A 22,250-nucleotide genomic window follows, 5' to 3' on the forward strand; every position below is an offset into this window, starting at 1 on the left:
CGCCGAACCGGTCAAACTCGCCCCAACCCCGCTCAGGCCGGCGCCGGCAGCGTGGCCCGGCGGGCCCGGACGGCCTGGGCCAGGTGCTCCAGGACCTCGGCAGTGGTGTCCCACCCGATGCAGGCGTCGGTGACCGACTGGCCGTACGCCAGCTCCCGGGTCGGGTCCAGGTCCTGCCGGCCGGGCACCAGGAAGCTCTCCAGCATGATGCCGACGATCCCGCGCTGACCGGCGGCGAGCTGGGCGGCCACGTCGGCGGCGACCAGCGGCTGGTTGCGGTGGTCCTTGCCGCTGTTGGCGTGGCTGGCGTCGACCACCACCCGCTCCGGCAGGAGCGCGGCGCGCAGCAGCTCCAGCGCCCCGGCCACCGACTCCGCGTCGTAGTTCGGCCGGCCGCCCCCGCCGCGCAGCACCAGGTGCCCGTCCGCGTTGCCCCGGGTGTGCATGATCGCCGGGGTGCCGGAGACGTCGATGCCGGGGAAGACGTGCGGCACCCCGGCCGCCCGGATCGCGTCCACGGCGGTGGCGATGCTGCCGTCGGGGCGGTTCTTCATGCCGATCGGCATGGACAGCCCGGAGGCGAGCTGCCGGTGCACCTGGCTCTCCACCGTCCGCGCGCCGATCGCGCCCCAGGCCACCGTGTCCGCGATGTACTGCGGGGTGATCGGGTCGAGGAACTCGCAGCCCACCGGCAGGCCCAGCCGCAGCACGTCGAGCAGGAGCGCCCGCGCGGTACGCAGACCGGTGTTCACGTCGCCGGACCCGTCCAGCGCCGGGTCGTTGATCAGGCCCTTCCAGCCCACCGTCGAGCGCGGCTTCTCGAAGTAGACGCGCATCACCACGAGCAGGTCGTCGGCGACCCGGGCGGCGGCCTCGCGCAGTCGGCCCGCGTACTCCAGGGCGGCGGCCGGGTCGTGCACGGAGCAGGGGCCGACGACGACGAGCAGCCGGTCGTCGTCGCGGTCCAGCACCCGGCCGACGGCACGGCGGCCCGCCACGACGGCCTCGGCCAGCGGGGTCTCGAGCGGCAGGTGGTGGTGCAGCAGGGCCGGGGTGGTCAGCGGCACCACACGGTCGATGCGCTGGTCGATGACCCGATGGGCGTCCTGGGACGTGGTCACGGTGGGGATTCCTTCCGCCGACCGTGCCCCCGTGCCGGGTCCGGGGGATCGAGCCGGCTGCTCGCATACGAAAGGGCAGGGAAAAGAATCCCTGCCCGGCCGGCTCGAAGAGGTGGTGACGTCAGCTCATGGTCGACTCACCGGCTCCTCCAGCCGGCTGCGTAAACCATCGATACGACATCGTCACGTCGGCCAGCGTACCCGACGCGCGCCGGAAAGCCCGCTGTCGTTCCGAAGTGCGGAACACGGGGTATGTGATCGCCATGACCACCAGCCATGACCCCAGTGACCAGGAACGGATCGAGTCCCGGGCGCATCTGCTGCCGGAGGAGGCGGCGGCGGGCAGCGACGACGCCGAGGCGCAGGCCGACGCGATCCTCACCGAGTCCGACATCCGCGAGGCGGACCAGAACGCCGCCCCCGACACGGTGCTGGAGCACCGCACCTCCGAGCAGACCGTCACCCCCGTCGAGCCGCCCGACTGAGCGTCGCGCCCCGGGCCCGGCGGGAACCCCGGTAACTGTCGTCCCGCAACCGGGCCAGCGGGCCGGCCAGGCGCAACCCCGGCGGCACGTTGCCGATCGGATCGAAGGCGAGCGCGGCGTCCTCGGCGGTGCCGCGCTCGCCGTCGAGGCGTACCTCGCCGAACGGCCGCCACCGGCCTGCCGCCGAGGCCACCGCCAGCACCAGCCGGGGCTCGTCGGCGGCCACCGCCGCGCCCGCCTCGGCCAGGCCGCGGCCCAGGTCGGGTGACTCCGGGTCGGCCAGCACGGCCAGGAACAGCCGTCGCCCGCCGGCCCGGAACGGCATGATCGACGTGTACGTCCCGGTGAAGCGCCGCCGGGGCAGCGGCAGGTTCCGCAGCACCGGCGCTGCGCCGCTGGAACTGAACAGCAGGTCCACCGGCGGCTCCGGGTCGCGGCGCAGCCGTACCGCCACGCCCAGCACGTCCGGCCAGGCGCCCGGCGTCGGCACGCCCTTGGAGAGGCGGATCGTGGCCGGCCACCGGCCCGGCAGGTCGAGCAGCGGCACCCCGGTCGGCGGTCCCGGCGTACCCCAGATCCGGACCTCGCCGCCGAACGTGCGCCCGGCCGGGTGCAGCAGGCGGGCGTGCCGGAGCCGGGCCAGCGCGGCGGCGGCGCGCTCGACGGCGGACGGTGAGGTGGCGGCCATGCCCGCACGGGTACCCCGGCGCGCACCGACGATGCTCCGGCGCGCGTGTCACCTTTCCGCCTCCGGGATCGGATAGCGTCGTCTCATGCCCGACAGCGGTTTCCCCTGGCCGATCGAGACGACCCGACTGGACAACGGCCTGCGTGTGGTGGTGAGCGAGGACCGCACCGCCCCGGCCGTGGCGGTCAACCTCTGGTACGACGTGGGCTCCCGCCACGAGCCGGCCGGACAGACCGGCTTCGCCCACCTCTTCGAGCACCTCATGTTCGAGGGTTCGGTGAACGTGGCGAAGACCGAGCACATGAAGCTGATCCAGGGCGCGGGCGGCTCGCTCAACGCGACCACCAACCCGGACCGCACCAACTACTTCGAGACGGTCCCGGCCGAGCACCTGGAGCTGGCGCTCTGGCTGGAGGCCGACCGGATGGGCGGGCTGGTGCCGGCGCTGACCCAGGAGACGCTGGACAACCAGCGCGACGTGGTGAAGAACGAACGGCGGCAGCGCTACGAGAACGTGCCGTACGGCGACGCCTGGCTGCGCCTGCTGCCGCTGCTCTACCCGCCGGGGCACCCGTACCACCACGCGACGATCGGGTCGATGGCCGACCTGAACGCCGCCGACCTGGCCACCTTCCAGGAGTTCCACAGCACCTACTACGCGCCGAACAACGCCGTCCTCACCGTGGTCGGCGACACCACCGCCGCCGAGGTGTTCGGGCTCGCCGACAAGTACTTCGGCGGGCTCGCCGCGCGCGCCGACATCCCGGCCGCGCCGGACGGCCGTACCGTGCCGGCCACCGGCCGCCCGGCGGTGGAGACGGTCACCGCCGACGTGCCCGCCCCCCGCGTCTACGTCGCGCACCGCACCCACCCGTTCGGCACCCCGGGGTACGACGTGACCACGGTGCTGGCCACCGTGCTCGGCAGCGGCCGGGGCAGCCGCCTCTACCAGCGCCTGGCCGACGGCGAGCGGATCGCCCAGCCGGACCTCGTCGGCGCGTACGGGGTGGACCTGGCGCACGCGCCCGCCCCGCTGATCGCCACCGCCACGGCCCGCCCCGGGGTGAGCGCCGAGCGGCTGCGCGACGGGCTGGCCGAGGTGGTCGACGAGCTGGCCACGGTGCCGGTGACCGCCGCCGAGCTGGACCGCGCCAAGGCGCTGCTGAGCACCATGTGGTGGCGGCAGATGTCCACTGTCGACGGGCGGGCCGACACGCTCGGCCGGTACGCCACCCAGTTCGGCGACCCGGCCCGCGCGGCCGACCGGCTGCCGGCCTGGCTCGCGGTGACCGCCGAGCAGATCGCCGAGCAGGCCGCCGAGCTGCTCGGCGCCGCCGACCGGGTGATCCTGACCTACCTGCCCGAGGAGAAGTGATGTCGCTGATCGCCACCCGTCCCGGCCCCGGCGCCGCCCGCGCCTACCGGTTCCCCCAGGTGGTCCGGCGGACAGCGGCCGGCGGCCAGGTGGTCGCCGCGCACCTGCCCGGGCAGAACCTCGCCGTCGCGTTGCTGCTTCTCGACGGCGGCGCGGGCCGGGAGCCGGTCGGCAAGGAAGGGCTCGGCGCGGTGCTGGCCAAGGCGCTGGAGGAGGGCACCGCGCAGCGGGACGCCACCGCGTACGCGCTGGCCATCGAGGCGCTCGGCACCGAGCTGTCGACCGGGCTGGACTGGGACTCGTTCCAGGTGAGCGTGCAGGTGCCGGTGGACCGGCTGACCGCCGCCGTGGAGCTGCTCGCCGAGGCGGTCCGTACGCCCCGGCTCGACCCGGCCGACGTGCGCCGGGTCCGCGACGACGAGGCGACGGCGCTGCGGATGGACTGGGCCAACCCGGGCCCGCGCGCCGACGCGGTGCTGCGGGCCGAGCTGTTCGGCGCGCAGCACCGGTGGGGCCGCCCGCTCTACGGCGACCCGGACAGCGTGGCCGCGCTGGAGGTGGACGACGTCACCGTCTTCCACTCCGAGTGGTTCATCCGCCCCGGCACCCTGATCGTCGCCGGTGACCTGGACCGGATCGACCTGGACGCGCTCGCCGCGACGGCGTTCGCCGGCGCCGGCGGCGGCCCGGTGGAACGCGGCGGCCCGATCGACGTGCCGCTGACCGGGCAGCGCCGGATCATTCTGGTGGACCGGCCCGGCTCGGTGCAGTCCACGCTGCGGCTGGGCCACCCGTCCCCGCACCGCGCCCACCCGGACCACGTGCCGATGACGCTCGCCGGCACCGTGCTCGGCGGCGCGTTCACGTCCCGGCTCAACCACCTGATCCGCGAGGTGCGCGGCTACACGTACGGGATCCGGGGCGACTTCGCCTCGTCCCGGCGGTTCGGGCGGTTCGCGGTCAGCTCCGGCGTGCAGACCGCGGTGACCGCCCCGGCGCTCGTCGAGTCGGTGGGCGAGATCTCGCGTACCCAGCTGACCGGGGTCACCGAGGACGAGCTGGAGGTGGCGCGCTCCTGGCGGGCCGGCCAGCTCTCGGTCGAGCTGCAGAGCCCGCGCGCGATCGCCGCGGCCCTGACCACGCTGGTCGTGCACGACCTGCCGGACGACTACCACGCGCGGCTGCGGGAGCAACTGCTCGCGGCGACCGTCGAGGACGTTTCCGCCGCCGCGGCGACCTACCTGCACCCCGAGTCGCTGACCATGGTGATCGAGGGGGACGCGGCGGTCATCCGGGACGAGCTGGTCGCCAGCGGTCTCGGCGAGGTGCTCGACCACACGTGACCGGACGGGGCGGCGGGCCTGTGATTCCCGTCGCCCCGCATCCGCGCGGTGGGAAACGTTTCCCACCCGCACCGCCCGGCTGGGTAGCCTCGCGGGCATGAGGATCGGCATTGTGGGAGCCACCGGTCAGGTCGGTGGCGTCATGCGGCAGGTGCTGGCGGAGCGCGAGTTCCCGGCGGAGCAGGTGCGCCTGTTCGCCTCGGCCCGGTCGGCCGGGCGCACGCTGCCCTGGCGCGACGGCGAGGTCACCGTGGAGGACGCGGCCACCGCGGACTACCGCGGCCTGGACATCGTGCTCTTCTCGGCGGGCAAGGCCACCGCGAAGGAGCTGGCTCCCCGGGTCGCCGAGGCCGGCGCCGTGGTGATCGACAACTCCTCGGCGTTCCGGATGGACCCGCAGGTGCCGCTGGTGGTCGCCGAGGTCAACCCGCACGCGATCGCCGACCGCCCGAAGGGCATCGTGGCGAACCCCAACTGCACCACGATGGCCGCCATGCCGGTGCTGCGTCCGCTGCACGACGAGGCCGGGCTGGTCAGCCTCGTCGTCGCCACCTACCAGGCGGTCTCCGGCGCCGGCCTGGCCGGCGTGGCGGAACTGGACGAGCAGGTCCGCAAGGTGGCCGGGGACGCCGCCGGGCTGGCCTTCGACGGCGGTGCGGTGGAGTTCCCGGCGCCGCGCTCGTTCGCCCGCCCGATCGCCTTCAACGTGCTCCCGCTCGCCGGCTCGATCGTCGACGACGGCTCGTTCGAGACCGACGAGGAGCAGAAGCTGCGCAACGAGAGCCGCAAGATCCTGGAGATCCCCGGGCTGAAGGTCTCCGGCACGTGTGTGCGCGTCCCGGTCTTCACCGGCCACTCGTTGCAGATCAACGCCCGGTTCGCCCGCCCGATCGACCCGGCCCGGGCCCGCGAGCTGCTCGACGGCGCGCCCGGCGTGGCGCTGCGCGACGTGCCCACGCCGCTGGAGGCGGCCGGCCAGGACCCGACGTACGTCGGCCGGATCCGGGCCGACGAGACCGTCGAGCACGGGCTCGCGCTGTTCTGCGCCAACGACAACCTGCGCAAGGGCGCGGCGCTGAACGCCGTGCAGCTCGCCGAACTGGTCGCCGCCGAGCGCTGACCCTGCGGGCGTCCGTGCCGGGCCGCCCGGCACGGACATCCGCTCAGCGGGTATGCCCGCCGGGTCGCCGGCCGCCCCGCGCGCCGGCAGGGCGGAGGTGCCGATGACGGCCGAAGGGGACACCGAGGCCGCCGGGATGCGTTCGGACACGGGCCGGGCGATCGGGTTCAGCGACGCGGTCTTCGCCATCGTCATCACGCTGCTGGTCCTCGACCTGCGGGTGCCCGAGACGGCGCCGGGCGGAATGCTGCGCGCGCTGCTCGACCAGTGGCCGGTCTACCTCGCCTACGTCACGTCCTACCTGTACGTGGCGGTCAACTGGCTGAACCACAAGGGGACGTTCCACCGGGTCCGCTGCGCCGACCGGGGACTGCACTGGGCCAACCTCGGCGTGCTGTTCAGCGTGGCGCTGCTGCCGTTCGTCACCGCGCTCGTCTCCCGCGCGGTGGAGGAGGGCGACGTCTTCGACGAGCGGGTCGCGGTGTCCGCGTACGGGCTGGTCGGCGTGATCCTGTCGATCACGTGGCTGTGGCTCTACCACTACCTGAGCCGGCACCCGGAACTGCTGGAGCCGCACGTCCCCGCCCGTTTCTTCGAGGCCGAACGCGTCCGGGCGCTGCTCGGCGTCCTCGCGTACGCGATCGCCGGTCTGGTGGGCGTGTTCCTGAGCGTGCCGGTGGCGCTCGTGGTGCTCCTGCTGCTGCCGATCTTCTACGGGCTGTCCAGCAACGGCTTCTACGACCTGCGCCGGCGCCTGCGCCACCGGCGGTGACGCCCCGCGTTACCCCGCCTCGGGCGGCGGGTAGACCACCGTGCCGACACCGAGAGGGGAGCACCATGACAACGGTCGGAGAGTTCATGACGACCCGGTTGGTGACGATGGACGGCAACGACACGCTCACCGCCGCGGCGCAGGAGATGCGCGACAGCGCCATCGGCGACGTGGTGGTGACCGACGGCGACAACGTGGTCGGTATCGTCACGGACCGGGACATCACGGTGCGGGGCGTGGCCGAGGACATGGATCCCACCTCCACCCGGCTCAACCAGATCACCAGCAAGGACGTGGTGACGGTGAGCCAGTACGACGACGCGGTGGCCGCCGCCGACCTGATGCGCACGTACGCGGTCCGCCGGCTCCCGGTGGTCGAGGACGGCCGGCTGATCGGCCTCATCTCCATGGGTGACCTGGCGGTCGAGCGGGAACCCCAGTCGGTGCTCGCGGACATCAGCGCCGACGACCCCAACAACTGACCTGACCGACGCGGTGACGCCGACTCCCGGTTCGGGGGCCGGCGTTCCGCGTCACGCAGGCGACGCGGCGGTCACCCGGATCGGGCGAGGTTGACCGCGGAACGGGTGGGGACACCGCATCCCGGACGGAAGACCGCGGAACGCGGGAGGAGTCGCCCGGATGGTGGACATGGCCACAAGATTCTTCGAGGACCTGGACCGGCGGGGGTTCGAGCCCCTGTTGGTCAAGACATCCGGAACGCTGCGCTTCGACCTGCACGAGGGCCCGCACACCACGCACTGGCTGCTGGAGATAGAACGGGGCAACCTGCGGGTCCGGCAGGAGGACGGCGAGGCGGACACCGTGGTCGGCACCGAGCCGCGCCTCTTCGCCGAGCTGGTCGGCGGTGAGGAGAACGCCATCGCGGCGCTGCTGCGCGGCGACATGACTGTCGTCGGCGACCTCCGGCTGGTGTTGCAGGTCGAGCGGGTCTTCCCCGGTCCGCCGGACTCCCGGGGACCACGTCACACGTTCGGTGGGAGGGGCGCCTGATGCCCGGGCAGAACACCGTCCGCATCCTGGACGGCAACACGTTCGTGGTCAGCGAGGACAGCGGCGACATCGAGGCCACCCCGAACGAGCCGACGGGTCTCTTCTCGCTCGACACGCGCTACCTGTCGAAGTGGGTGCTCACCGTCAACGGCGAGCGGCTCAACGTCCTGTCCTACGACGACCTGCAGTACTACGAGGCCCGGTTCTTCCTGGTGCCCGGCATGGCCACGCATTACATCGACGCGAAGCTGTCGGTGATCCGGGAACGGGCGGTGGGCGGCAGCTTCCGGGAGACGCTGACCATCCTCAACCACGACGAGAAGGCGGTCGACCTGGAGGTCCGGATGGACGCCGGGTCCGACTTCGCCGACCTCTTCCAGATCAAGGACGAGATCCTGAACAAGAAGGGCGAGCTGTACGCCGAGGCCGAGTCGGACCGGCTGCGCCTGGGCTACCGGCGGGGCAACTTCCGGCGCGAGACCGTCGTCTCCGCCAACCAGCCGGCCCGCTACGACCAGCGCGGCTTCGCCTGGAGCCTGCGGCTGGAACCCAACGAGCAGTGGGACGCCGTCATCGACGTGCAGACGTTCGCCATCGGTCCCGGCGGCCGGGACCTGCGGATCGGGCTGCGCGCCCACGGCGTCGAGCGGCTCGCGCTCCAGCATGACCTGGAGGAGTGGATCAGCCGGGCCCCGAAACTGAACAGCGAGCACGAAGATCTCGCCGCGACCTACCGGCGGAGCCTGGTCGACCTCGCTGCGCTGCGCTTCTCGCCGCTGTCGCTCGGCGGGCAGACGCTGCCCGCGGCCGGCCTGCCCTGGTTCATGACCATGTTCGGCCGGGACAGCATCCTCACCTGCCTGCAGGTGCTGCCGTTCGCGCCGGAGATGTCGAAGACCACGCTGCGGATCCTCGCCGCGCTGCAGGGCACCCGGTTCGACGACTTCCGGGACGAGGACCCGGGCCGGATCCTGCACGAGATGCGCTACGGCGAGACCGCCGCGTTCGAGGAGCAGCCGCACTCGCCGTACTACGGCTCGGTGGACGCCACCCCGCTGTTCGTGGTGCTGCTCGACGAGTACGAGCGGTGGACCGGCGACGGGGCGCTGGTCAAGGAGCTGGAACTGGAGTGCCGGGCCGCGCTGAGGTGGATCGACAAGTACGCCGACCTGATCGGCAACGGCTACATCTGGTACGAGCGGCGCAACACCGACACCGGCCTGGAGAACCAGTGCTGGAAGGACTCGTGGGACTCCATCTCGTACGCCGACGGCACGCTGCCGCCGTTTCCCCGGGCCACCTGTGAGGTGCAGGGCTACGCGTACGACGCGAAGATGCGCGCGGCCCGGCTGGCCCGGGTGTTCTGGGGCGACCACACGTACGCCGACCAGCTCGAACGCGAGGCCGCGGAGCTGAAGCGGCGCTTCAACCAGGACTGGTGGGTCGCCGACCGCGGCTTCTACGCGCTCGCGCTGGACCCGGACGGGCGCCAGTGCGACGTGCTCAGCTCCAACATCGGCCACCTGCTGTGGAGCGGGATCGTGGACGAGGAACGGGCGTCGAGTGTCGCCGAGCACCTGGTGGGGCCCCGGCTCTGGTCCGGCTGGGGGGTGCGGACGCTGGCCGAGGGCGAGGTCCGCTACAACCCGATCGGCTACCACAACGGCACGATCTGGCCGTTCGACAACTCGTTCGTCGCCTGGGGCCTGCGCCGGTACGGCTTCAACGAGGAGGCGGCCACCGTGGCCAACGGCATCCTCGACGCGGCCGCCTACTTCGACGGCCGACTGCCCGAGGCGTTCGGCGGCTACCAGCGGGAGCTGACGAAGTTCCCGGTGGAGTACCCGACCGCGTGCAGTCCGCAGGCGTGGTCCACCGGCGCGCCGCTGCTGCTGATCCGCACCATGCTGGGTCTGGAGCCGCACGAGGGGCACCTGGCGGTGGACCCGCGCCTGCCGATGGGCATGGGACGCATCGAGGTGCTGGACATCCCGGGCCGCTGGGGCCGGGTGGACGCGTTCGCCCGGGGCCGGCTCGACCTCGACGAGCTGGCCGAATGAGTCAGTGCCCGGGCGGACGCGCGGTGTGCGCCTCGTCCGGCGGCAGCAGGCAGAACTCGTTGCCCTCCGGGTCGGCCAGCACGGTCCAGCGCGGCAGCTCGCGTACCACTGTCGCGCCCGCCTCCAGCACGGCGGCCCGCTCCTCGGCGTCACCGACCAGGTCGAGGTGGATCCGGCCGGGCGCGGGCAGCTCGGCGGCGGGGCTGATCCACAGGTCCGGCCGCCGGCCGTGCGGGTCGCGCAGCAGCACCGCCTCGGCCGGGGCGAGCGTGCCCTCGGCGAGCTTCACCCGGTCCTCCTCGACCACCGGCAGCCCGGTGACCGCGCTCCAGAACGGCGCGAGCAGGTACGGGTCGCGGCAGTGGATGACGATCGCGGCGAGGTCGGGCATGCCTCGAACCTAGTCGCCCGCGACGGCGGGCAGGACGTTGTCCAGGAACGCGGCGGCGGTCGCGAGCAGGTCGGGCCGGGCCAGGTCGAGCGCGTGACCCCCGCCTGTGAGCCACAGATGCACCGGGTGACCGGCGGCGAGCAGCCGAGCGGTCAGCTCGACCGGCTGGGCGGCCGGCAGGTCCTCGTCGTCGCGGCCCTGGACCAACAGCACCGGCACGCCGGAGCCCAGGTGGGTGGCCACTGTCGCGTCGGCGGTGGCCGGGTCGCCCGCGGCCGGCGGGTGGCCCAGCAGGTCGGTCCACGGGTCGTCGCCGGGGGCACGCCGTCGCCGCTGCTCCGGGTCGAGCGGGTCGACCGGCGCCCAGTACGCGAGCACGCCCGCCACATCGCCGGGCCGGTCCACCCCGCGCAGGGCGAGCTGGAGGGCCAGCATCCCGCCCGCTGAGTCGCCGCCCACCAGCAGCGGCAGGCCGTCCGCCCCGCTCCACGCGGCGCGCGCGGCTTCGCGTACGTCATCGAGCTGGGCCGGCCAGCGGGCCTGGTGGGAGAACCGGTAGGTGGCCTCGACCACGCGCAGCCCGAGGGACGCGAGCGCTCTGCCGTCCTCCTCGGCGCGGGCACGCCAGCCTCCGCCGTGGATCCAGAGCAGCACCGCGCGTTCGGTCACGGCACCATCGTCGCCGCACCCGCCCCCGGTGCGCGAGCCCGGTCTGCCGAGGGCAGATCGCCCCTACGGTCGCGTAACCTACTCGGGGTAAAGTAGCGGGATGTCGGAACTCGTGTACCCGCCCGTGATCACCGCCGCGAAGACGATGTTCCGGCTCCTCGACCTGCGCCTCGACGTGTCCGGCAGCGAGCACGTGCCGCCCACCGGCGGCGCCGTGCTCGCATCCAACCACGTGAGCTACCTCGACTTCATCTTCTGCGGCTACGGCGCGCACCCGGCCAAGCGGCTGGTCCGCTTCATGGCCAAGGACAGCGTCTTCCGGCACCGCGTCTCCGGGCCGCTCATGCGCGGCATGAAGCACATCCCGGTCAACCGGGCCGCCGGCGCCGGCTCGTACGCCGCCGCAGTGAGCGCGCTGCGCCGCGGCGAGGTGGTCGGCGTCTTCCCGGAGGCGACGATCAGCCGCTCCTTCGTCGTCAAGGACCTCAAGAACGGCGCGGCCCGGATGTCGCAGGAAGCCGGCGTGCCGCTGCTGCCGGTCGCGCTCTGGGGCACCCAGCGCCTGTGGACCAAGGGCCGCCCGCGTACGCTCACCCGCCGGCACACGCCGATCACCATCATCGTCGGCGATCCGATGGACCCGGCCGCCTACCCGGACGCCACAGTCATGACCGCCGACCTGCGTACCCGGCTGTCGGCGCTCGTCGACCGGGCCCAGCGGGAGTACCCGGACCAGCCGTCCGGCCCGGACGACACCTGGTGGCAGCCGGCCCACCTGGGCGGCAGCGCGCCCACCCCGGAGGAGGCCGTCGAGCTGGACCGCTCCGAGCGCCGCACCCGCAGCGCCTCCTGACCCCCGCGGTCCGCAGCTCGGCTCGGCTCGGCTCGGCTCGGCTCGGCTCGGTAGATCTTGGTACGAAAAGGCCCCCATGAGGGCCCTTTCGTACCAAGATCTACACAGATCTCATGACGTAGTACGTTCGTCTCATCTGGTGGTGTGCCCTCCAGGAGTGCGGTGCGCGCCCGGCCGAACTGAGCGAGTGGAGTCTCACGCAACGCCCCTCCGTTGCCGAGATCTTCGGCCGCCCACCACGCACATACGAGGAAAGGGCCGCCGAGAACGCTCACCTGTTCCGCCGACTGAGGACAGCCGCACCGCGCAAGGATGCACCTCCATGCCGCAGAGGATGCGCGCTCGGGGGAGGGTCAGCAGGCGGAACCGGGCTGGTCGCGGGCCGGGACGTCGGACAGCGCCCACGGCGACGCCTCGGCCACCGGCGGACGGTAGTAGTCGTCGCGGGACAGGAACTCCACCGGCAGCGAGCCCGGCAGCGTCACCGTGCCGAGCATCGGGCCGGGGGAGGCGGCGACCCGGGTGGCGAGCACGTCCCGCTCCGGCGGTGAGAGGTCGACCAGATCGGGGTTGGCCAGACGGTATCCGGCCACCGCGCGGCGGACCTGCCGGGCCAGCCCGGCGACCGGCCCGACCGGGCCGGTCAGTGCCAGCGCCGGCTGCCGGATGGTGCGCAGCGCGTCGCAGACCACGCGCAGCTCGGCTGTGCCGTCGCCGTGATCGACCAGTTCCAGCCGGGACGGCCACTGCCAGCGGATCTGACCGCTGACCAGGCGGGACAGCCGGACCGGGCGCCGGTGCCGGCTACCCGTCCGGCTGTCCCGCCCGGGGACCACTGACAACTCGGAACCGCTGCAGACGTACGCCAGCCGGCGGTCGGTCACGGTGATCGTCGCCGGCGCGGGCAGCGCCCAGCAGCGGACGTCCTCGGTGGGGCCCAGCAGGTGACCGGCGACCCGCAGCAACTGATGCCCGAGTATGCGCTCACCCGGCTCGGGCACCAGCGCGTAACGCCGGTCCAGCACGGGACGGGTGGGGTCGGCGTCGGCGTCGAACCGATGCGGTCCGACGAAGAAGGGTGCGGCGTCCTCCGGCACGGTACGACCTCCCGGTGACGGTTGGCGGTATCAGGGAGCCTGCCGGATTCGTAGGGTGATTGTCATGACACCTGTTAGGGGGTCGGCCGGTCGGCCGACGCCTGCGACCGGTAGATGCCGATATCTTCCGGTCGGACGAGTCCGTCCTCGATCGCGCGGGCGAGCAGAGCCGCCTTCGTGGCAGCCGGACGCCCCGCTCGGGTGTACTTGATCCGCGCTCGGTCGACGTACTGCTTCACTGTGTGCTCGCTGATCTGCATCCGGCGCGCCACCGACGCCTTCGACATCGACTGGAACCACAACAGCAGCGCCTCGCGCTCCTTGTCCGACAGGGCCGGACGATCCGGCCGGGCGTCGCCGACCATCGCGCCGGCCAGCGCGGGCGGCACGTACGGCCGGTCCTGCGCCGCCGCCAGCACGGTGCCCACACAGTGCTCGCGTCCCTCGTGCTTGGCCAGGAACGCCACCGCGCCCGCGTCCAGCGCGGCCAGCATGGTCGGCGGGTCGCTGTGCTCGGAGTAGACCACCACCCGGCGCCCGGCCGCGCTCAGCTCGGCCAGCTTGTCCAGCACCATCCGGCCGTGCAGGCGCAGGTCGAGCAGCACCACCTCGGCGTCGGGCGCGGCCCGCAGCACCTCGTCCGGGTCGTCGCCGGTGGCCACCACCCGCAACCGCGGCTCGCCGGCCAGCCAGGCCCGCACCCCGTCGATCACCACCGGATGGTCGTCCACGATCGCCACCCCGATCGGCCACCCGGCGTTCACGTCCGCCGCCAGCGGGTCTGCGTCCATCTGATCTCCCCGTCCCGCTCGTGCAGGTGTTCCACCGGTCCGCCCCCACCGGTCGTCGTCTCGTCCGGGCCGTCGTGGTCCGGTGTCACCAGGCTGACCACCACCTCGTCCGGTCCCGCGACCACTGTCAGCCGCGCCCAGCCCTCGGCCGCGGCGAGCCCTGCCGTGAGCGGGTCGGCCAGCCCGCGCCGGATCTCCACCGGCAGCTCCGGCGGCGTGCCGACCGCCACCAGGTCGATCGGCAGCCCGTTGCGTTCGGCCAGGTCGGCCGCCGCGCGCAGCGCGTCGAGCAGCGCGTCGGGCACGTCGTCCGACTCGGCGATGAGCCGGCGCAGCCGGGCCGCGGCCAGCACCGCCCGCCGCCGCACCGCCGGATCGGCCGGGTCGGCGTCGCCCGACGCCAGCTCGGCCAGCACCTCCTCGGCGGTGCCGCTGACCAGAGCGAGCCGTTCCTGGCGCTCGGTGCGGGCCCGCTCGGCCGCCTCCCGCTCCGCCGCCACGGCCAGCGCCGCCGCCGCGGTGGCGGCCCGGGCCCGGGCCTGCGCGGTGAGCGCCGCCGCGCCGACGAAGACCGCCGCCGGCAGGGTGGAGGTGCCGTAAACGTACATCGTGGCCCGGCTCAGATCGGCCGACGCGGTCGCGCCGTACAGCACCACCGCGGTCACCGCGATCGCGCCGTGCGCGGCGAGCATGACCAGCAGCCAGCGCACCGGCCGCCGCCAGAGCGCCAGCAGGAAGAACCAGGCCAGGCCGCCCCACACCCAGTTGGCGGTGCTGAACAGGAAGCGCTCGCCGGCGCCCGCGACGACCGCCGCGTCGACCACCAGCAGCGCCGCGGCCAGGCTCCGGGCCGGGGGCAGTTCGCCGCGCAGCAGAAGTACGCCGGCCCAGACCCCGATCAGCGCGGTCACCAGCCAGCCCACCGCCACCACGGCGGGGAAGGCCATTCCCGGTCCCGCCCGCAACACGGCCGGCAGCGCGATCGCCAGGTGCCAGGCCGCCGCGATGACGATGGCGGCGATCCGCGCGCCCCCGTCGGAGGCGTCGGCCACCGCGTGCGCCTCCGGCGGTGCGGTGGCCGGTCCGGGGCGCGTCGCCACCCGCGGCCGGGGAAGGGGACGCAGCACGGAGTCGGCGGTCACCGCCGCACCCGACTCAGTCGGCATCGGACCACTCCAGCCGAATCCGGGTGCCCGCGCCAGGGGCGGAGGTCACCAGCGCGCGTCCACCCACAGTGGTCATCCGCCCGTGGATCGACTCGCGCAGCCCGTACCGGTGGGCCGGGACCGTGGCGGGGTCGAAGCCCGGACCGTCGTCGACCACCTCGACCACGCCGGCGCCGCCCTCGCGGGCCAGGCGCAGCGACGCGGTCGCGCCGGGTGCGTGCCGCGCCACGTTCGCGAGCGCGGCGGCGGCGCTGTCGGCGAGCGCCGTGGCGACCTCCGCCGGCAGCCGGCAGGGCGCGAGCGTCGCGGTCACCGCCGGCCCGGGCGTTCCGGCGAGCACCTGGCGCAGCCGTTCGTCCAGGTCGGCCTCGCCGGCCGCGGTCGCGGACCGCGCGCCCGCCAGGGCGGTCAGGGTACGCAGATCGTGCGCGCACCGCTCGCGCAACGTCGCCGAGTCGGGTACCGCGCCGAGGCCGACCATGGTGAGCGTGCCCAGCACGGTGTCGTGCAGGTCGCGGTTCTGCCGCCGTTCGTCCTCGCGGGCGGCGCGCGCGACCACCGCCTCGTGGGACAGCCGCTGGTAGTCGGCGAACGCGGCGTCGGCGCGGGCGATCCGGCGGCGCATCACCGCTGTCATCACCGCCGCGCTTCCGGTCTGCACCAGCAGCGTCCCGGCGTGCGCCCGCGCCTCGACCGGGTTGCCGGCCAGCGTGGTGCCGGTGACGTACGCGGCGGTGACCAGCAGCCCGGCCGGCACCGACCAGCGGGCCGGCGCGGTGGCCTGCGTGTTGATCACCGTCGAGCTGGCCAGCACCGCGATCCAGCTCGCCTCGCCCGGCAGCACCTCCGGCGCGACCAGCCACGGGACGGCGAGCGCGGCGGCGGTAGTGAGCGCCACGTCGCCGGCCACCAGCGGCCCGTCGATGCCGTGCCGGAACGCCCGCCAGGCGTACCAAACCGACCAGACGGTGAGGACGACGACAGCGGGGATCAGCAGCGCCACCCGCACCGGCGGTGTCCGCACCGACAGTGCGACCACCGCGCCGACCAGACCGCAGGTGAGTCGCAGCAGCGCGGGAAGCGTCGTGAAGATCAGCGTGAACGCCTCAGCCGCCGGCCGGGCCTGGGTGGACCCGGGCAGAGACGTGGCGGCAGCGACCGGCATCGGGGGGATGTCCTTCCGGCAGCGACCCGGCCGGGTCCGCGCGGCATAGATTGACGCCGGAGAATAACACGGTTTGTGGGTACTGGTCACCCTTGGTGCTTGACGAGTTTCGCTCCGGCGTAAAGCAGCCGAGGCTCAGCGCCCGCCGAGAAGCGGAGCCGCGGCCTCCGGTTTACGGTTGCCGGCGTCTCCTACCCTGCGGGGTATGGCATACCAGCCGGCCATGGTGCCGCCGAAGAAGTCCAAGCGAACCCTGTTCATCGTGCTCGGCGTGGTGCTGGCGATCTGTTGCTCCGGCGGTGTGCTCGGCGGCTTCTTCCTCTTCCGGGTCGTGCAGGAAGCCACCGGCCCGGCGCGCTCCACAGCGCAGACCTACGCCGAGATGATCGTCGACCGCGACTACCCCGCCGCGTACCGGCAGCTCTGCTCCCGCGTACGCGACCGGGTCAGCGAGGCGGACTTCACCCGGCAGCAGTCCTCCCAGCCGGAGTTCACCGGCTACGAGATCACCGGGCTCAACGTGTCGAACAACAACGGCCGGGTGAGCGGGTCGACGACCATCCGGTTCACCCCGGCGGTCGGGACCAACGTGACGCAGTCGTTCCCCATGGTCAAGGAGGACGGGGAGTGGCGGATCTGCGAGTGAGCCGGTGGCGCTCCTCCGCGCGCACCTGATCCACTTGTCGCATGGCCCCATCTCCCACCGCACCGGTTCCCCCGGCCGTCGAGGACCGGCTCGCCCGCGAACGCAACGTCTGGCTCTGCACGCTGCGCCGGGACGGCTCACCGCACATGACGCCGGTGTGGTTCGTGTACGCCGACGGCGTCTGGTGGATCGGCTGCGAGGGCCGCAGCGTCAAGGCCCGCAACGTGGCGGCCGACCCCCGCGTCTCGCTCGCCCTGGAGGACGGCGTCCACCCGGTCGTCGCGGAGGGCGTCGCCCGACTGCACCGTGCCGGCTTCCCGCCCGCGATCGTGGCGGCCTTCGCCGAGAAATACGGCGGCTGGGACATCCGGCAGCCGGTCACACCGGACAGTGAACGGGTGCTGCTGGAGGTGCCCGTCCGGCGGTGGCTGCTCGCCGGCCGGGCACGCTAGTCCCCGGAGAACCCCCAGAAGTAGATCTCGCTCGGGACGCCCGCCTCGTCGTGCAGCACGGCGTACCGGCCGAACCAGCGCTGCTCGGCCAGCGGCGCGAGCGCCTCGACGTGCGCGCGGGTCGGCCTGGCGACGCCCACACGTGCGAGCGCTTCGGCCTCGGTCACCCGCTGGAACGTCCCGAAGCCGGGCTCCTCGCCGTCGGTCAGCACCCGCGACATGTCCAGGATGGAGTGGGTGCCGGACTCCTGTACCCGCTCGTCCGCCCACAGCTCCTCCTCGCTGCGGGGACGGTCCGGGAAGTCGGCGGCGGACGCACCGAACTCGCCCGGCGCCGCCCACCAGTAGTCGCCGGTCTCGAAGACCTGCCGGCGCAGTTCGTCAAGCGCGGCCTGGGCATCCGGCTGGTACGCCACGAAGTAGGTCCATCCCGATGCGCCCACGCTGCCTCCCGGTGATCCCGCTCGTCGACCGCCGTCGTGCGGCGGCGCACGCGATCATGCCCGACACCACCGACGAAACCGGCGGGTCGACGCGACCAGGATTCCTGTGCCACTCTCCGCCTTGCGTCTGTCGTCGGGCCTGCGCGGGCGATCGCGCCTACGGGTGCGAATCGGTGATCGCAATGACCTCGTCGAGGCGGTCCAGGGCGGCCCGGAGATCGTCGACCTTGGCCTGGATGCGCTCGCGCTCGGCGCGCAGCATGGCCCGCTGCCCGGGGTCGGTGTGCCCGGAGTCCCAGCACGGCAGGAGTTCGGCGATCCGGCTGCTGGTCAGGCCCGCCGCGTACATCTGCTGGATGAACCGGACCAGCGTGACCGTGTCCGGCCGGTAGAGGCGCTGGCCGGACGGGCTGCGCCTGGGGACGAGAAGACCCTGCTCCTCGTAGTAGCGCACGGCCCGTACCGAGACACCGGCGCCGCGTGCCACCTCACCGATGCGGATCAGCGGCTCGGTCACGGTGACCCCTCTCACCCCGGTCTCGGCGGTCAGCACTTGCCTCTGACGTCAACGTCAGGTTTTAGCGTACCGGGCATGGACATCAACGACTCGGTAGCCCTCGTCACCGGCGCCAACCGCGGCCTGGGCCGCGCCTTCGCCCAGCGCCTGCTCGAACGCGGCGCCCGCAAGGTCTACGCGACCGCCCGCCGGCCGGAGACCGTCGACCTGCCCGGCGTCGAGGCGCTGCCGCTCGACATCACCAGCCCCGCATCCGTACGGGCCGTCGCCGCTGCCGCCCCGGACGTCACGCTGCTCGTCAACAACGCCGGCATCCAGACCGGAACCGACCTGGTGACCGGTTCGCTGGAGGCGGTACGACACGAGGTGGAGACCAACGTGCTCGGCCACCTGGAGATGATCCGCGCGTTCGCGCCGGCCCTCGCCCGCAACGGCGGAGGCGCGATCGTGAACGTGCTCTCCGCCATGTCGTGGTTCGGGACCAGGGGCGCCGGCGCGTACCACCTGACCAAGGCCGCCGCCTGGGCCATGACCAACGGCGTACGCCTGGAACTCGCCGAGCAGGGCACGCTCGTGACGGCGGTGCACCTCGGCCTGGCCGACACCGACATGTCAGCGGGCTGGCCCGTCGACAAGATCGCGCCGTCCGATCTGGCCGACGCGGCGCTCGACGGCGTCGAGGCGGGCGCCGCCGAGGTGCTGGCCGACCAGTGGAGCCGGGACGTCAAGTCCCGGCTGACGCTGACGCCGGAGGAGTTCAACGCCGCGATGGACCGCGCCCTGGCGGCGCTGGCGGCCTGACCGGGCCTGGCGGTACCGGCCGTGGCCGTGGCCGCGTTCGCTGAGGCACCGCATCGCCGACCGGTTGCAGCGAGCCGAGCGCTGGTGAGCAGGGCTAGGGCTTGCTCGCGCCCTCGTCGCGGCAACGGCCGTCCTGGACCGCCGGTCAGACGACGGTCACGACGACTTTCCCGAGCGCGCGGCCCTCACCGACGTGGGCCAACGCCTCGGGCACCTCATCGAGGGTGAAGGACCGGTCGATGTGGACGGTCAGCTCGCCCGTGGCGCAGCGGTCGGCCACCGGTTCGAAATGCGCCGGCCCTTCCTTGACGGCGAGCACACCCAGACGCCGACGGGTGAGCCGGCCGACCGCGGCGCCGATCGTCAGGACGCGAAGCACCGCCGGGACCGGGCCGCCGACGCACCGGTAACGGCCGCCGGGGGCCAGCGCCCGGCGGTAGTCGAACACCGACCGGTACGCCACCAGGTCGAGGATGAGGTCGTACGGGCCGCTGCGGGTGAAGTCCTGGCTGCGGTAGTCGATCACCTCGTCCGCGCCGACCGACCGCATGAAGTCGAGCTTGCCGGCGTTGTCGACGCCGGTCACCTCGGCGCCGAGCTGCTTGGCAACCTGGATGGCGAAGGAGCCCGATCCTCCGCCGGCGCCGTTGATCAGGACCCGTTTCCCGGCTGCGGCGCCTTGAGTCCCTTGCCAGGCGATGGCTCCCGCCTGCGGGATCGTTGAGGCCTCGGCGAAGGTCAGGGCGGCGGGCTTGTGGGCCAGAACCGACTCGGGAGCGATCGCGTACTCGGCGAAGCCGCCCTTGAGCATGAGGTTGTCGCCGTACACTTCGTCACCGGGCCGGAACCGGGTGACCTCCGGGCCGACCGCATCGACCCAGCCGGCGATGTCCGAACCGAGTGTCCGCCGTGCCGGGGAGCGCAGCCCACCGATGCGCGAGTACAGCGGCGAGCCTCGCAGGGTCTCCCAGTCGCTCAGGTTGACCGAGGTCGCTGCGACCCTGACGAGCACCTGCCGGCCGGTAGGAGAGGGCTTGGCGACGTCCTCGACCCGTAACACATCCGGCGGCCCGTACCGGTCGTACACAATCGCTCTCATCCACGCACCCCCCAGCCCTTCACCAAGGCGCAGGCAACGGCTTCTTGGTAGCACACAGAGGCGAGGACCGCGCCCGTCCGTGACCGCGCGGAAAGCCGGAAACGGTGTTTCTCCGATTGGTGATCGCTCCGTAGGATCTCCGGCGATCAAGGGGGATGAACGGTGGGCGATTTCCAGCAGTTCGTGACGGACGTGACCTCACGTCTGTCCACCATGTCCAAAAGTGAGTTGTACGTCGTCGGCGACGGCCTCGACCGGGACTCACTCTGGCTCACCTTTCTCGAATCGTTCCCCGCCGGCACCAATCTGCGGTTCCGTGAGCGATCCGAGTACGACTGCTCGACCTGCCGCGGCTTCATCAAGCACTTCGGCAACGTGGTCGAGATCCACGACGGGCGGGTCCGTACCGTCTGGTCCGGGGTTTCGGCCCTCGATCCGGTCTTCTCCGTCGTCGCCGCCGCTCTGGACGAGTTCGTCCTTTCGCTGCCGTTGTCCACCGTCTTCCGGTCCAGTCAGGCGCAGTACGGCACGAAGACCACCCGATCGCTGCGCGACGGCCAGGTCGAGGTGTGGCACCACCTGCACGGCCGGGTGGAGAAGCGGCATCGTGTCGAAGACGTCAGCGCGGCACAGAGCGACTTCGACGCCGCGGTGCAGGTCTTCCAGCGGGGCCTGGCCGAGCTGACCCCGCACGCTCTGGACACCGTCGTCGACCTCATCGACGACAACGCCCTCTACCGCGGCACGGAGCATCGTCGGGCGGTGACCGAGTTCCGGTCGCTGCAGAACCGGTGGACGAAGGCGACCGACGGACGGGCCTTCGTCTTCGCCAACGCCATGAACCCGGCGGCACGCTTGCGCAATACGGTGATCGGCACTCTCGTCCAGGCTCTCTCCGCGGGCGTCGACCTGGAGCAGGCGGTCCGGTCGTTCGAGACGAAGGTGGCGCCGCAGAACTACCAGCGCCCCACGGCGCTGATCACCCCGGCCATGGTCAAGGCTGCCATGAAGACCATCGACGAGTTGGGCATCGAGGAGTCGTTGCAGCGACGGTTCGCCCGGCTGTCCGACGTGTCGGTCAACAACGTGCTGTGGGTCGACAACGACACCCAGCCGCAGATGAAGGACGGCATCGAAGGGCTGCTCATGCAGGCGGCCACCACGACGTCGACAGGTGCGCGCCTTCGTGACGCGAAGCCGGAGGAGATCCCCGTGGTCTCCTTCCTGAAGGACATTCTGCCCGGCGCCAGCTCCATCGACCTGTGGGTCGCCAACACCCACGAGCCGCACTTCGTCAGTCTCACGACCGGCCGGCACCCGGCTGCTCCGCGGTTGTTCAGGTGGGACAACGACTTCGGCTGGTCGTACGGCGGCAACGTCGCCGACTCGATCCGGGAGAAGGTCAAGCGGGCCGGCGGCAATGTCACCGGCAAGCTGCGGGTGAGCCTGTCCTGGTTCAACCACGACGACCTCGACCTGCACGTGTTCGAACCAAACGGCGACCACATCTGGTACCAGGAGAAGCGCGACAAGCTGGACGTCGACATGAACGCCAGCGGGCCGCTCTCCCGCGAGCCGGTGGAGAACGTCACCTGGACCGACCACGTCCCCGACGGTGAGTACCGGATCGAGGTGAACCAGTACCGCAAGCGGGACAGCGCCCAGGTCGGCTTCGTGATCGAGACCGAGAGCAACGGGAAGATCGAGCATTACCGTCACGAGCGCGCGGTCGGCCACAAGGAGACCGTCGAGGTCGGCCGGATGACGGTTGCCGGCGGCGTGATCACCGCTTTCCGGCCGGGTAAGGACGTGCAGCCGGGCAGTGCGGGCAAGGAGCTGTGGGGGATCACCACCGAACAGTTCGTACCAGTGTCCACCGTCATGTACTCGCCGAACTACTTCGACGACAACGAGGTCGGCAACCGGCACTACTTCTTCATCCTGAAGGGGTGCGTGAACGACCAGCCGACGCGGGGGATCTACAACGAGTTCCTCCGCGCCGACCTGCAACCGCATCGCAAGGTGTTCGAGGTTCTCGGCGACCGCACCAAGTGCGAGCCCTCTCCGGATCAGCTTTCCGGCCTCGGCTTCAGCTCCACGATCCGTAACTCTGTGGTCGCCAAGGTGACCATGACCGGCGGCCGGCGCCGCCTCCTCAGCATCCAGTTCTGATCCCCTACCC

24 protein-coding genes are annotated in these 22,250 nt (G+C 72.5%); 13 read left to right on the forward strand and 11 right to left on the reverse strand.

The window, feature by feature from the left end; genetic code table 11:
* Positions 1-32 precede the first annotated feature (32 nt).
* Positions 33-1,130 (reverse strand): 3-deoxy-7-phosphoheptulonate synthase, encoded by a 1,098-nt coding sequence (locus BAW75_RS06450; RefSeq protein ID WP_104112958.1) that lies wholly within the window; start codon positions 1,128-1,130, stop codon positions 33-35.
* 254 nt (positions 1,131-1,384) lie between these two features.
* Here BAW75_RS06450 and BAW75_RS06455 point away from each other — a divergent pair, with 254 nt between their 5' ends.
* Complete coding sequence (locus tag BAW75_RS06455; RefSeq protein ID WP_013288141.1) at positions 1,385-1,606, forward strand: hypothetical protein; 222 nt, start codon at positions 1,385-1,387, stop codon at positions 1,604-1,606.
* On the opposite strand, the gene BAW75_RS06460 is transcribed toward BAW75_RS06455, so the two are convergent.
* Positions 1,581-2,294 (reverse strand): phosphodiesterase, encoded by a 714-nt coding sequence (locus BAW75_RS06460; RefSeq protein ID WP_104112959.1) that lies wholly within the window; start codon positions 2,292-2,294, stop codon positions 1,581-1,583. The two genes, BAW75_RS06455 and BAW75_RS06460, sit on opposite strands and share 26 nt — an antisense overlap.
* 85 nt (positions 2,295-2,379) lie before the next feature.
* Between BAW75_RS06460 and BAW75_RS06465 the strand changes: the two genes are divergently transcribed.
* From BAW75_RS06465 to BAW75_RS06495, 7 genes are all read left to right on the forward strand, one after another.
* A complete protein-coding gene (locus BAW75_RS06465) occupies positions 2,380-3,669 on the forward strand; it encodes a M16 family metallopeptidase (protein WP_043328830.1) in 1,290 nt (429 codons plus the stop codon).
* A complete protein-coding gene (locus BAW75_RS06470) occupies positions 3,669-5,012 on the forward strand; it encodes a M16 family metallopeptidase (protein ID WP_104112960.1) in 1,344 nt (447 codons plus the stop codon). Before BAW75_RS06465 ends, BAW75_RS06470 begins: the two co-directional genes overlap by 1 nt.
* 97 nt (positions 5,013-5,109) lie before the next feature.
* Positions 5,110-6,132, forward strand: a complete 1,023-nt coding sequence (locus BAW75_RS06475) for an aspartate-semialdehyde dehydrogenase (protein WP_064447774.1) — start codon at positions 5,110-5,112, stop codon at positions 6,130-6,132.
* 103 nt (positions 6,133-6,235) lie between these two features.
* Positions 6,236-6,904 (forward strand): TMEM175 family protein, encoded by a 669-nt coding sequence (locus tag BAW75_RS06480; RefSeq protein ID WP_069087316.1) that lies wholly within the window; start codon positions 6,236-6,238, stop codon positions 6,902-6,904.
* A gap of 65 nt (positions 6,905-6,969) precedes the next feature.
* Positions 6,970-7,386 (forward strand): CBS domain-containing protein, encoded by a 417-nt coding sequence (locus BAW75_RS06485; protein WP_043328834.1) that lies wholly within the window; start codon positions 6,970-6,972, stop codon positions 7,384-7,386.
* A 160-nt stretch (positions 7,387-7,546) separates the two neighbouring features.
* Positions 7,547-7,918: an SCP2 sterol-binding domain-containing protein gene (locus BAW75_RS06490; protein WP_043328836.1), complete on the forward strand. Its 372-nt coding sequence runs from the start codon at positions 7,547-7,549 to the stop codon at positions 7,916-7,918.
* Positions 7,918-9,978: an amylo-alpha-1,6-glucosidase gene (locus BAW75_RS06495; protein ID WP_043328837.1), complete on the forward strand. Its 2,061-nt coding sequence runs from the start codon at positions 7,918-7,920 to the stop codon at positions 9,976-9,978. Before BAW75_RS06490 ends, BAW75_RS06495 begins: the two co-directional genes overlap by 1 nt.
* Before the next feature lies 1 nt (position 9,979).
* Here the strand turns inward: BAW75_RS06495 and BAW75_RS06500 are convergent, their stop codons facing one another.
* Together BAW75_RS06500 and BAW75_RS06505 are read right to left on the reverse strand one after the other, a co-directional pair.
* On the reverse strand, positions 9,980-10,369 hold the full coding sequence (locus BAW75_RS06500; RefSeq protein WP_043328838.1) for a VOC family protein: 390 nt from the start codon (positions 10,367-10,369) through the stop codon (positions 9,980-9,982).
* 9 nt (positions 10,370-10,378) lie between these two features.
* On the reverse strand, positions 10,379-11,038 hold the full coding sequence (locus BAW75_RS06505) for an alpha/beta hydrolase (RefSeq protein ID WP_104112961.1): 660 nt from the start codon (positions 11,036-11,038) through the stop codon (positions 10,379-10,381).
* A 100-nt stretch (positions 11,039-11,138) separates the two neighbouring features.
* Here BAW75_RS06505 and BAW75_RS06510 point away from each other — a divergent pair, with 100 nt between their 5' ends.
* The gene (locus BAW75_RS06510; RefSeq protein ID WP_030502236.1) at positions 11,139-11,891 is read left to right on the forward strand and encodes a lysophospholipid acyltransferase family protein; all 753 of its coding nucleotides are present in this window, start codon (positions 11,139-11,141) and stop codon (positions 11,889-11,891) included.
* Positions 11,892-12,244: 353 nt separating this feature from the next.
* Here BAW75_RS06510 and BAW75_RS06515 read toward each other — a convergent pair whose 3' ends face one another.
* The 4 genes from BAW75_RS06515 to BAW75_RS06530 all read right to left on the reverse strand — a co-directional run bounded on the left by BAW75_RS06515 (position 12,245) and on the right by BAW75_RS06530 (position 16,110).
* The gene (locus tag BAW75_RS06515; protein ID WP_104112962.1) at positions 12,245-12,988 is read right to left on the reverse strand and encodes a hypothetical protein; all 744 of its coding nucleotides are present in this window, start codon (positions 12,986-12,988) and stop codon (positions 12,245-12,247) included.
* A gap of 74 nt (positions 12,989-13,062) precedes the next feature.
* Entirely contained in the window at positions 13,063-13,779 is a 717-nt protein-coding gene (locus BAW75_RS06520) for a response regulator transcription factor (protein ID WP_043328844.1), read from the reverse strand.
* Complete coding sequence (locus BAW75_RS06525) at positions 13,749-14,945, reverse strand: hypothetical protein (RefSeq protein ID WP_104112963.1); 1,197 nt, start codon at positions 14,943-14,945, stop codon at positions 13,749-13,751. The genes BAW75_RS06520 and BAW75_RS06525 overlap by 31 nt, the downstream gene beginning before the upstream one ends.
* Positions 14,935-16,110, reverse strand: a complete 1,176-nt coding sequence (locus BAW75_RS06530) for a sensor histidine kinase (protein WP_104112964.1) — start codon at positions 16,108-16,110, stop codon at positions 14,935-14,937. The genes BAW75_RS06525 and BAW75_RS06530 overlap by 11 nt, the downstream gene beginning before the upstream one ends.
* A 205-nt stretch (positions 16,111-16,315) precedes the next feature.
* Between BAW75_RS06530 and BAW75_RS06535 the strand changes: the two genes are divergently transcribed.
* Positions 16,316-16,756, forward strand: a complete 441-nt coding sequence (locus BAW75_RS06535) for an Rv0361 family membrane protein (protein ID WP_104112965.1) — start codon at positions 16,316-16,318, stop codon at positions 16,754-16,756.
* 41 nt (positions 16,757-16,797) lie between these two features.
* Positions 16,798-17,208, forward strand: coding sequence for a TIGR03618 family F420-dependent PPOX class oxidoreductase (locus BAW75_RS06540; protein ID WP_064448672.1), 411 nt, complete (start codon positions 16,798-16,800; stop codon positions 17,206-17,208).
* On the opposite strand, the gene BAW75_RS06545 is transcribed toward BAW75_RS06540, so the two are convergent.
* Together BAW75_RS06545 and BAW75_RS06550 are read right to left on the reverse strand one after the other, a co-directional pair.
* The gene (locus BAW75_RS06545; protein ID WP_043328852.1) at positions 17,205-17,651 is read right to left on the reverse strand and encodes a hypothetical protein; all 447 of its coding nucleotides are present in this window, start codon (positions 17,649-17,651) and stop codon (positions 17,205-17,207) included. The two genes, BAW75_RS06540 and BAW75_RS06545, sit on opposite strands and share 4 nt — an antisense overlap.
* Before the next feature lie 157 nt (positions 17,652-17,808).
* Positions 17,809-18,168 carry a MerR family transcriptional regulator gene (locus BAW75_RS06550; RefSeq protein WP_181373721.1) on the reverse strand — a complete coding sequence of 120 codons (360 nt, stop codon included), beginning with the start codon at positions 18,166-18,168 and terminating at the stop codon, positions 17,809-17,811.
* Positions 18,169-18,243: 75 nt separating this feature from the next.
* On the opposite strand from BAW75_RS06550, the gene BAW75_RS06555 reads away from it, so the two are divergent.
* Positions 18,244-18,969, forward strand: a complete 726-nt coding sequence (locus BAW75_RS06555) for an SDR family oxidoreductase (protein ID WP_104112966.1) — start codon at positions 18,244-18,246, stop codon at positions 18,967-18,969.
* 145 nt (positions 18,970-19,114) lie between these two features.
* Here the strand turns inward: BAW75_RS06555 and BAW75_RS06560 are convergent, their stop codons facing one another.
* Positions 19,115-20,218, reverse strand: coding sequence for an NAD(P)-dependent alcohol dehydrogenase (locus tag BAW75_RS06560; protein ID WP_244206022.1), 1,104 nt, complete (start codon positions 20,216-20,218; stop codon positions 19,115-19,117).
* Positions 20,219-20,230: 12 nt separating this feature from the next.
* Between BAW75_RS06560 and BAW75_RS06565 the strand changes: the two genes are divergently transcribed.
* Positions 20,231-22,240, forward strand: a complete 2,010-nt coding sequence (locus tag BAW75_RS06565) for a hypothetical protein (RefSeq protein WP_104112968.1) — start codon at positions 20,231-20,233, stop codon at positions 22,238-22,240.
* Positions 22,241-22,250 lie beyond the last annotated feature (10 nt).

The organism is Micromonospora chalcea (assembly GCF_002926165.1).
Taxonomy (GTDB): Bacteria; Actinomycetota; Actinomycetes; order Mycobacteriales; family Micromonosporaceae; genus Micromonospora; species Micromonospora chalcea.

Bases quoted from the DNA above. Each gene is read 5' to 3' on its own strand.
- BAW75_RS06455 (WP_013288141.1), top strand. From the start codon at position 1,385: ATGACCACCAGCCATGACCCCAGTGACCAGGAACGGATCGAGTCCCGG.
- BAW75_RS06460 (WP_104112959.1), bottom strand. From the start codon at position 2,294: ATGGCCGCCACCTCACCGTCCGCCGTCGAGCGCGCCGCCGCCGCGCTG.
- BAW75_RS06465 (WP_043328830.1), top strand. From the start codon at position 2,380: ATGCCCGACAGCGGTTTCCCCTGGCCGATCGAGACGACCCGACTGGAC.
- BAW75_RS06470 (WP_104112960.1), top strand. From the start codon at position 3,669: ATGTCGCTGATCGCCACCCGTCCCGGCCCCGGCGCCGCCCGCGCCTAC.
- BAW75_RS06475 (WP_064447774.1), top strand. From the start codon at position 5,110: ATGAGGATCGGCATTGTGGGAGCCACCGGTCAGGTCGGTGGCGTCATG.
- BAW75_RS06480 (WP_069087316.1), top strand. From the start codon at position 6,236: ATGACGGCCGAAGGGGACACCGAGGCCGCCGGGATGCGTTCGGACACG.
- BAW75_RS06485 (WP_043328834.1), top strand. From the start codon at position 6,970: ATGACAACGGTCGGAGAGTTCATGACGACCCGGTTGGTGACGATGGAC.
- BAW75_RS06490 (WP_043328836.1), top strand. From the start codon at position 7,547: ATGGTGGACATGGCCACAAGATTCTTCGAGGACCTGGACCGGCGGGGG.
- BAW75_RS06495 (WP_043328837.1), top strand. From the start codon at position 7,918: ATGCCCGGGCAGAACACCGTCCGCATCCTGGACGGCAACACGTTCGTG.
- BAW75_RS06500 (WP_043328838.1), bottom strand. From the start codon at position 10,369: ATGCCCGACCTCGCCGCGATCGTCATCCACTGCCGCGACCCGTACCTG.
- BAW75_RS06510 (WP_030502236.1), top strand. From the start codon at position 11,139: ATGTCGGAACTCGTGTACCCGCCCGTGATCACCGCCGCGAAGACGATG.
- BAW75_RS06520 (WP_043328844.1), bottom strand. From the start codon at position 13,779: ATGGACGCAGACCCGCTGGCGGCGGACGTGAACGCCGGGTGGCCGATC.
- BAW75_RS06525 (WP_104112963.1), bottom strand. From the start codon at position 14,945: ATGCCGACTGAGTCGGGTGCGGCGGTGACCGCCGACTCCGTGCTGCGT.
- BAW75_RS06530 (WP_104112964.1), bottom strand. From the start codon at position 16,110: ATGCCGGTCGCTGCCGCCACGTCTCTGCCCGGGTCCACCCAGGCCCGG.
- BAW75_RS06535 (WP_104112965.1), top strand. From the start codon at position 16,316: ATGGCATACCAGCCGGCCATGGTGCCGCCGAAGAAGTCCAAGCGAACC.
- BAW75_RS06540 (WP_064448672.1), top strand. From the start codon at position 16,798: ATGGCCCCATCTCCCACCGCACCGGTTCCCCCGGCCGTCGAGGACCGG.
- BAW75_RS06555 (WP_104112966.1), top strand. From the start codon at position 18,244: ATGGACATCAACGACTCGGTAGCCCTCGTCACCGGCGCCAACCGCGGC.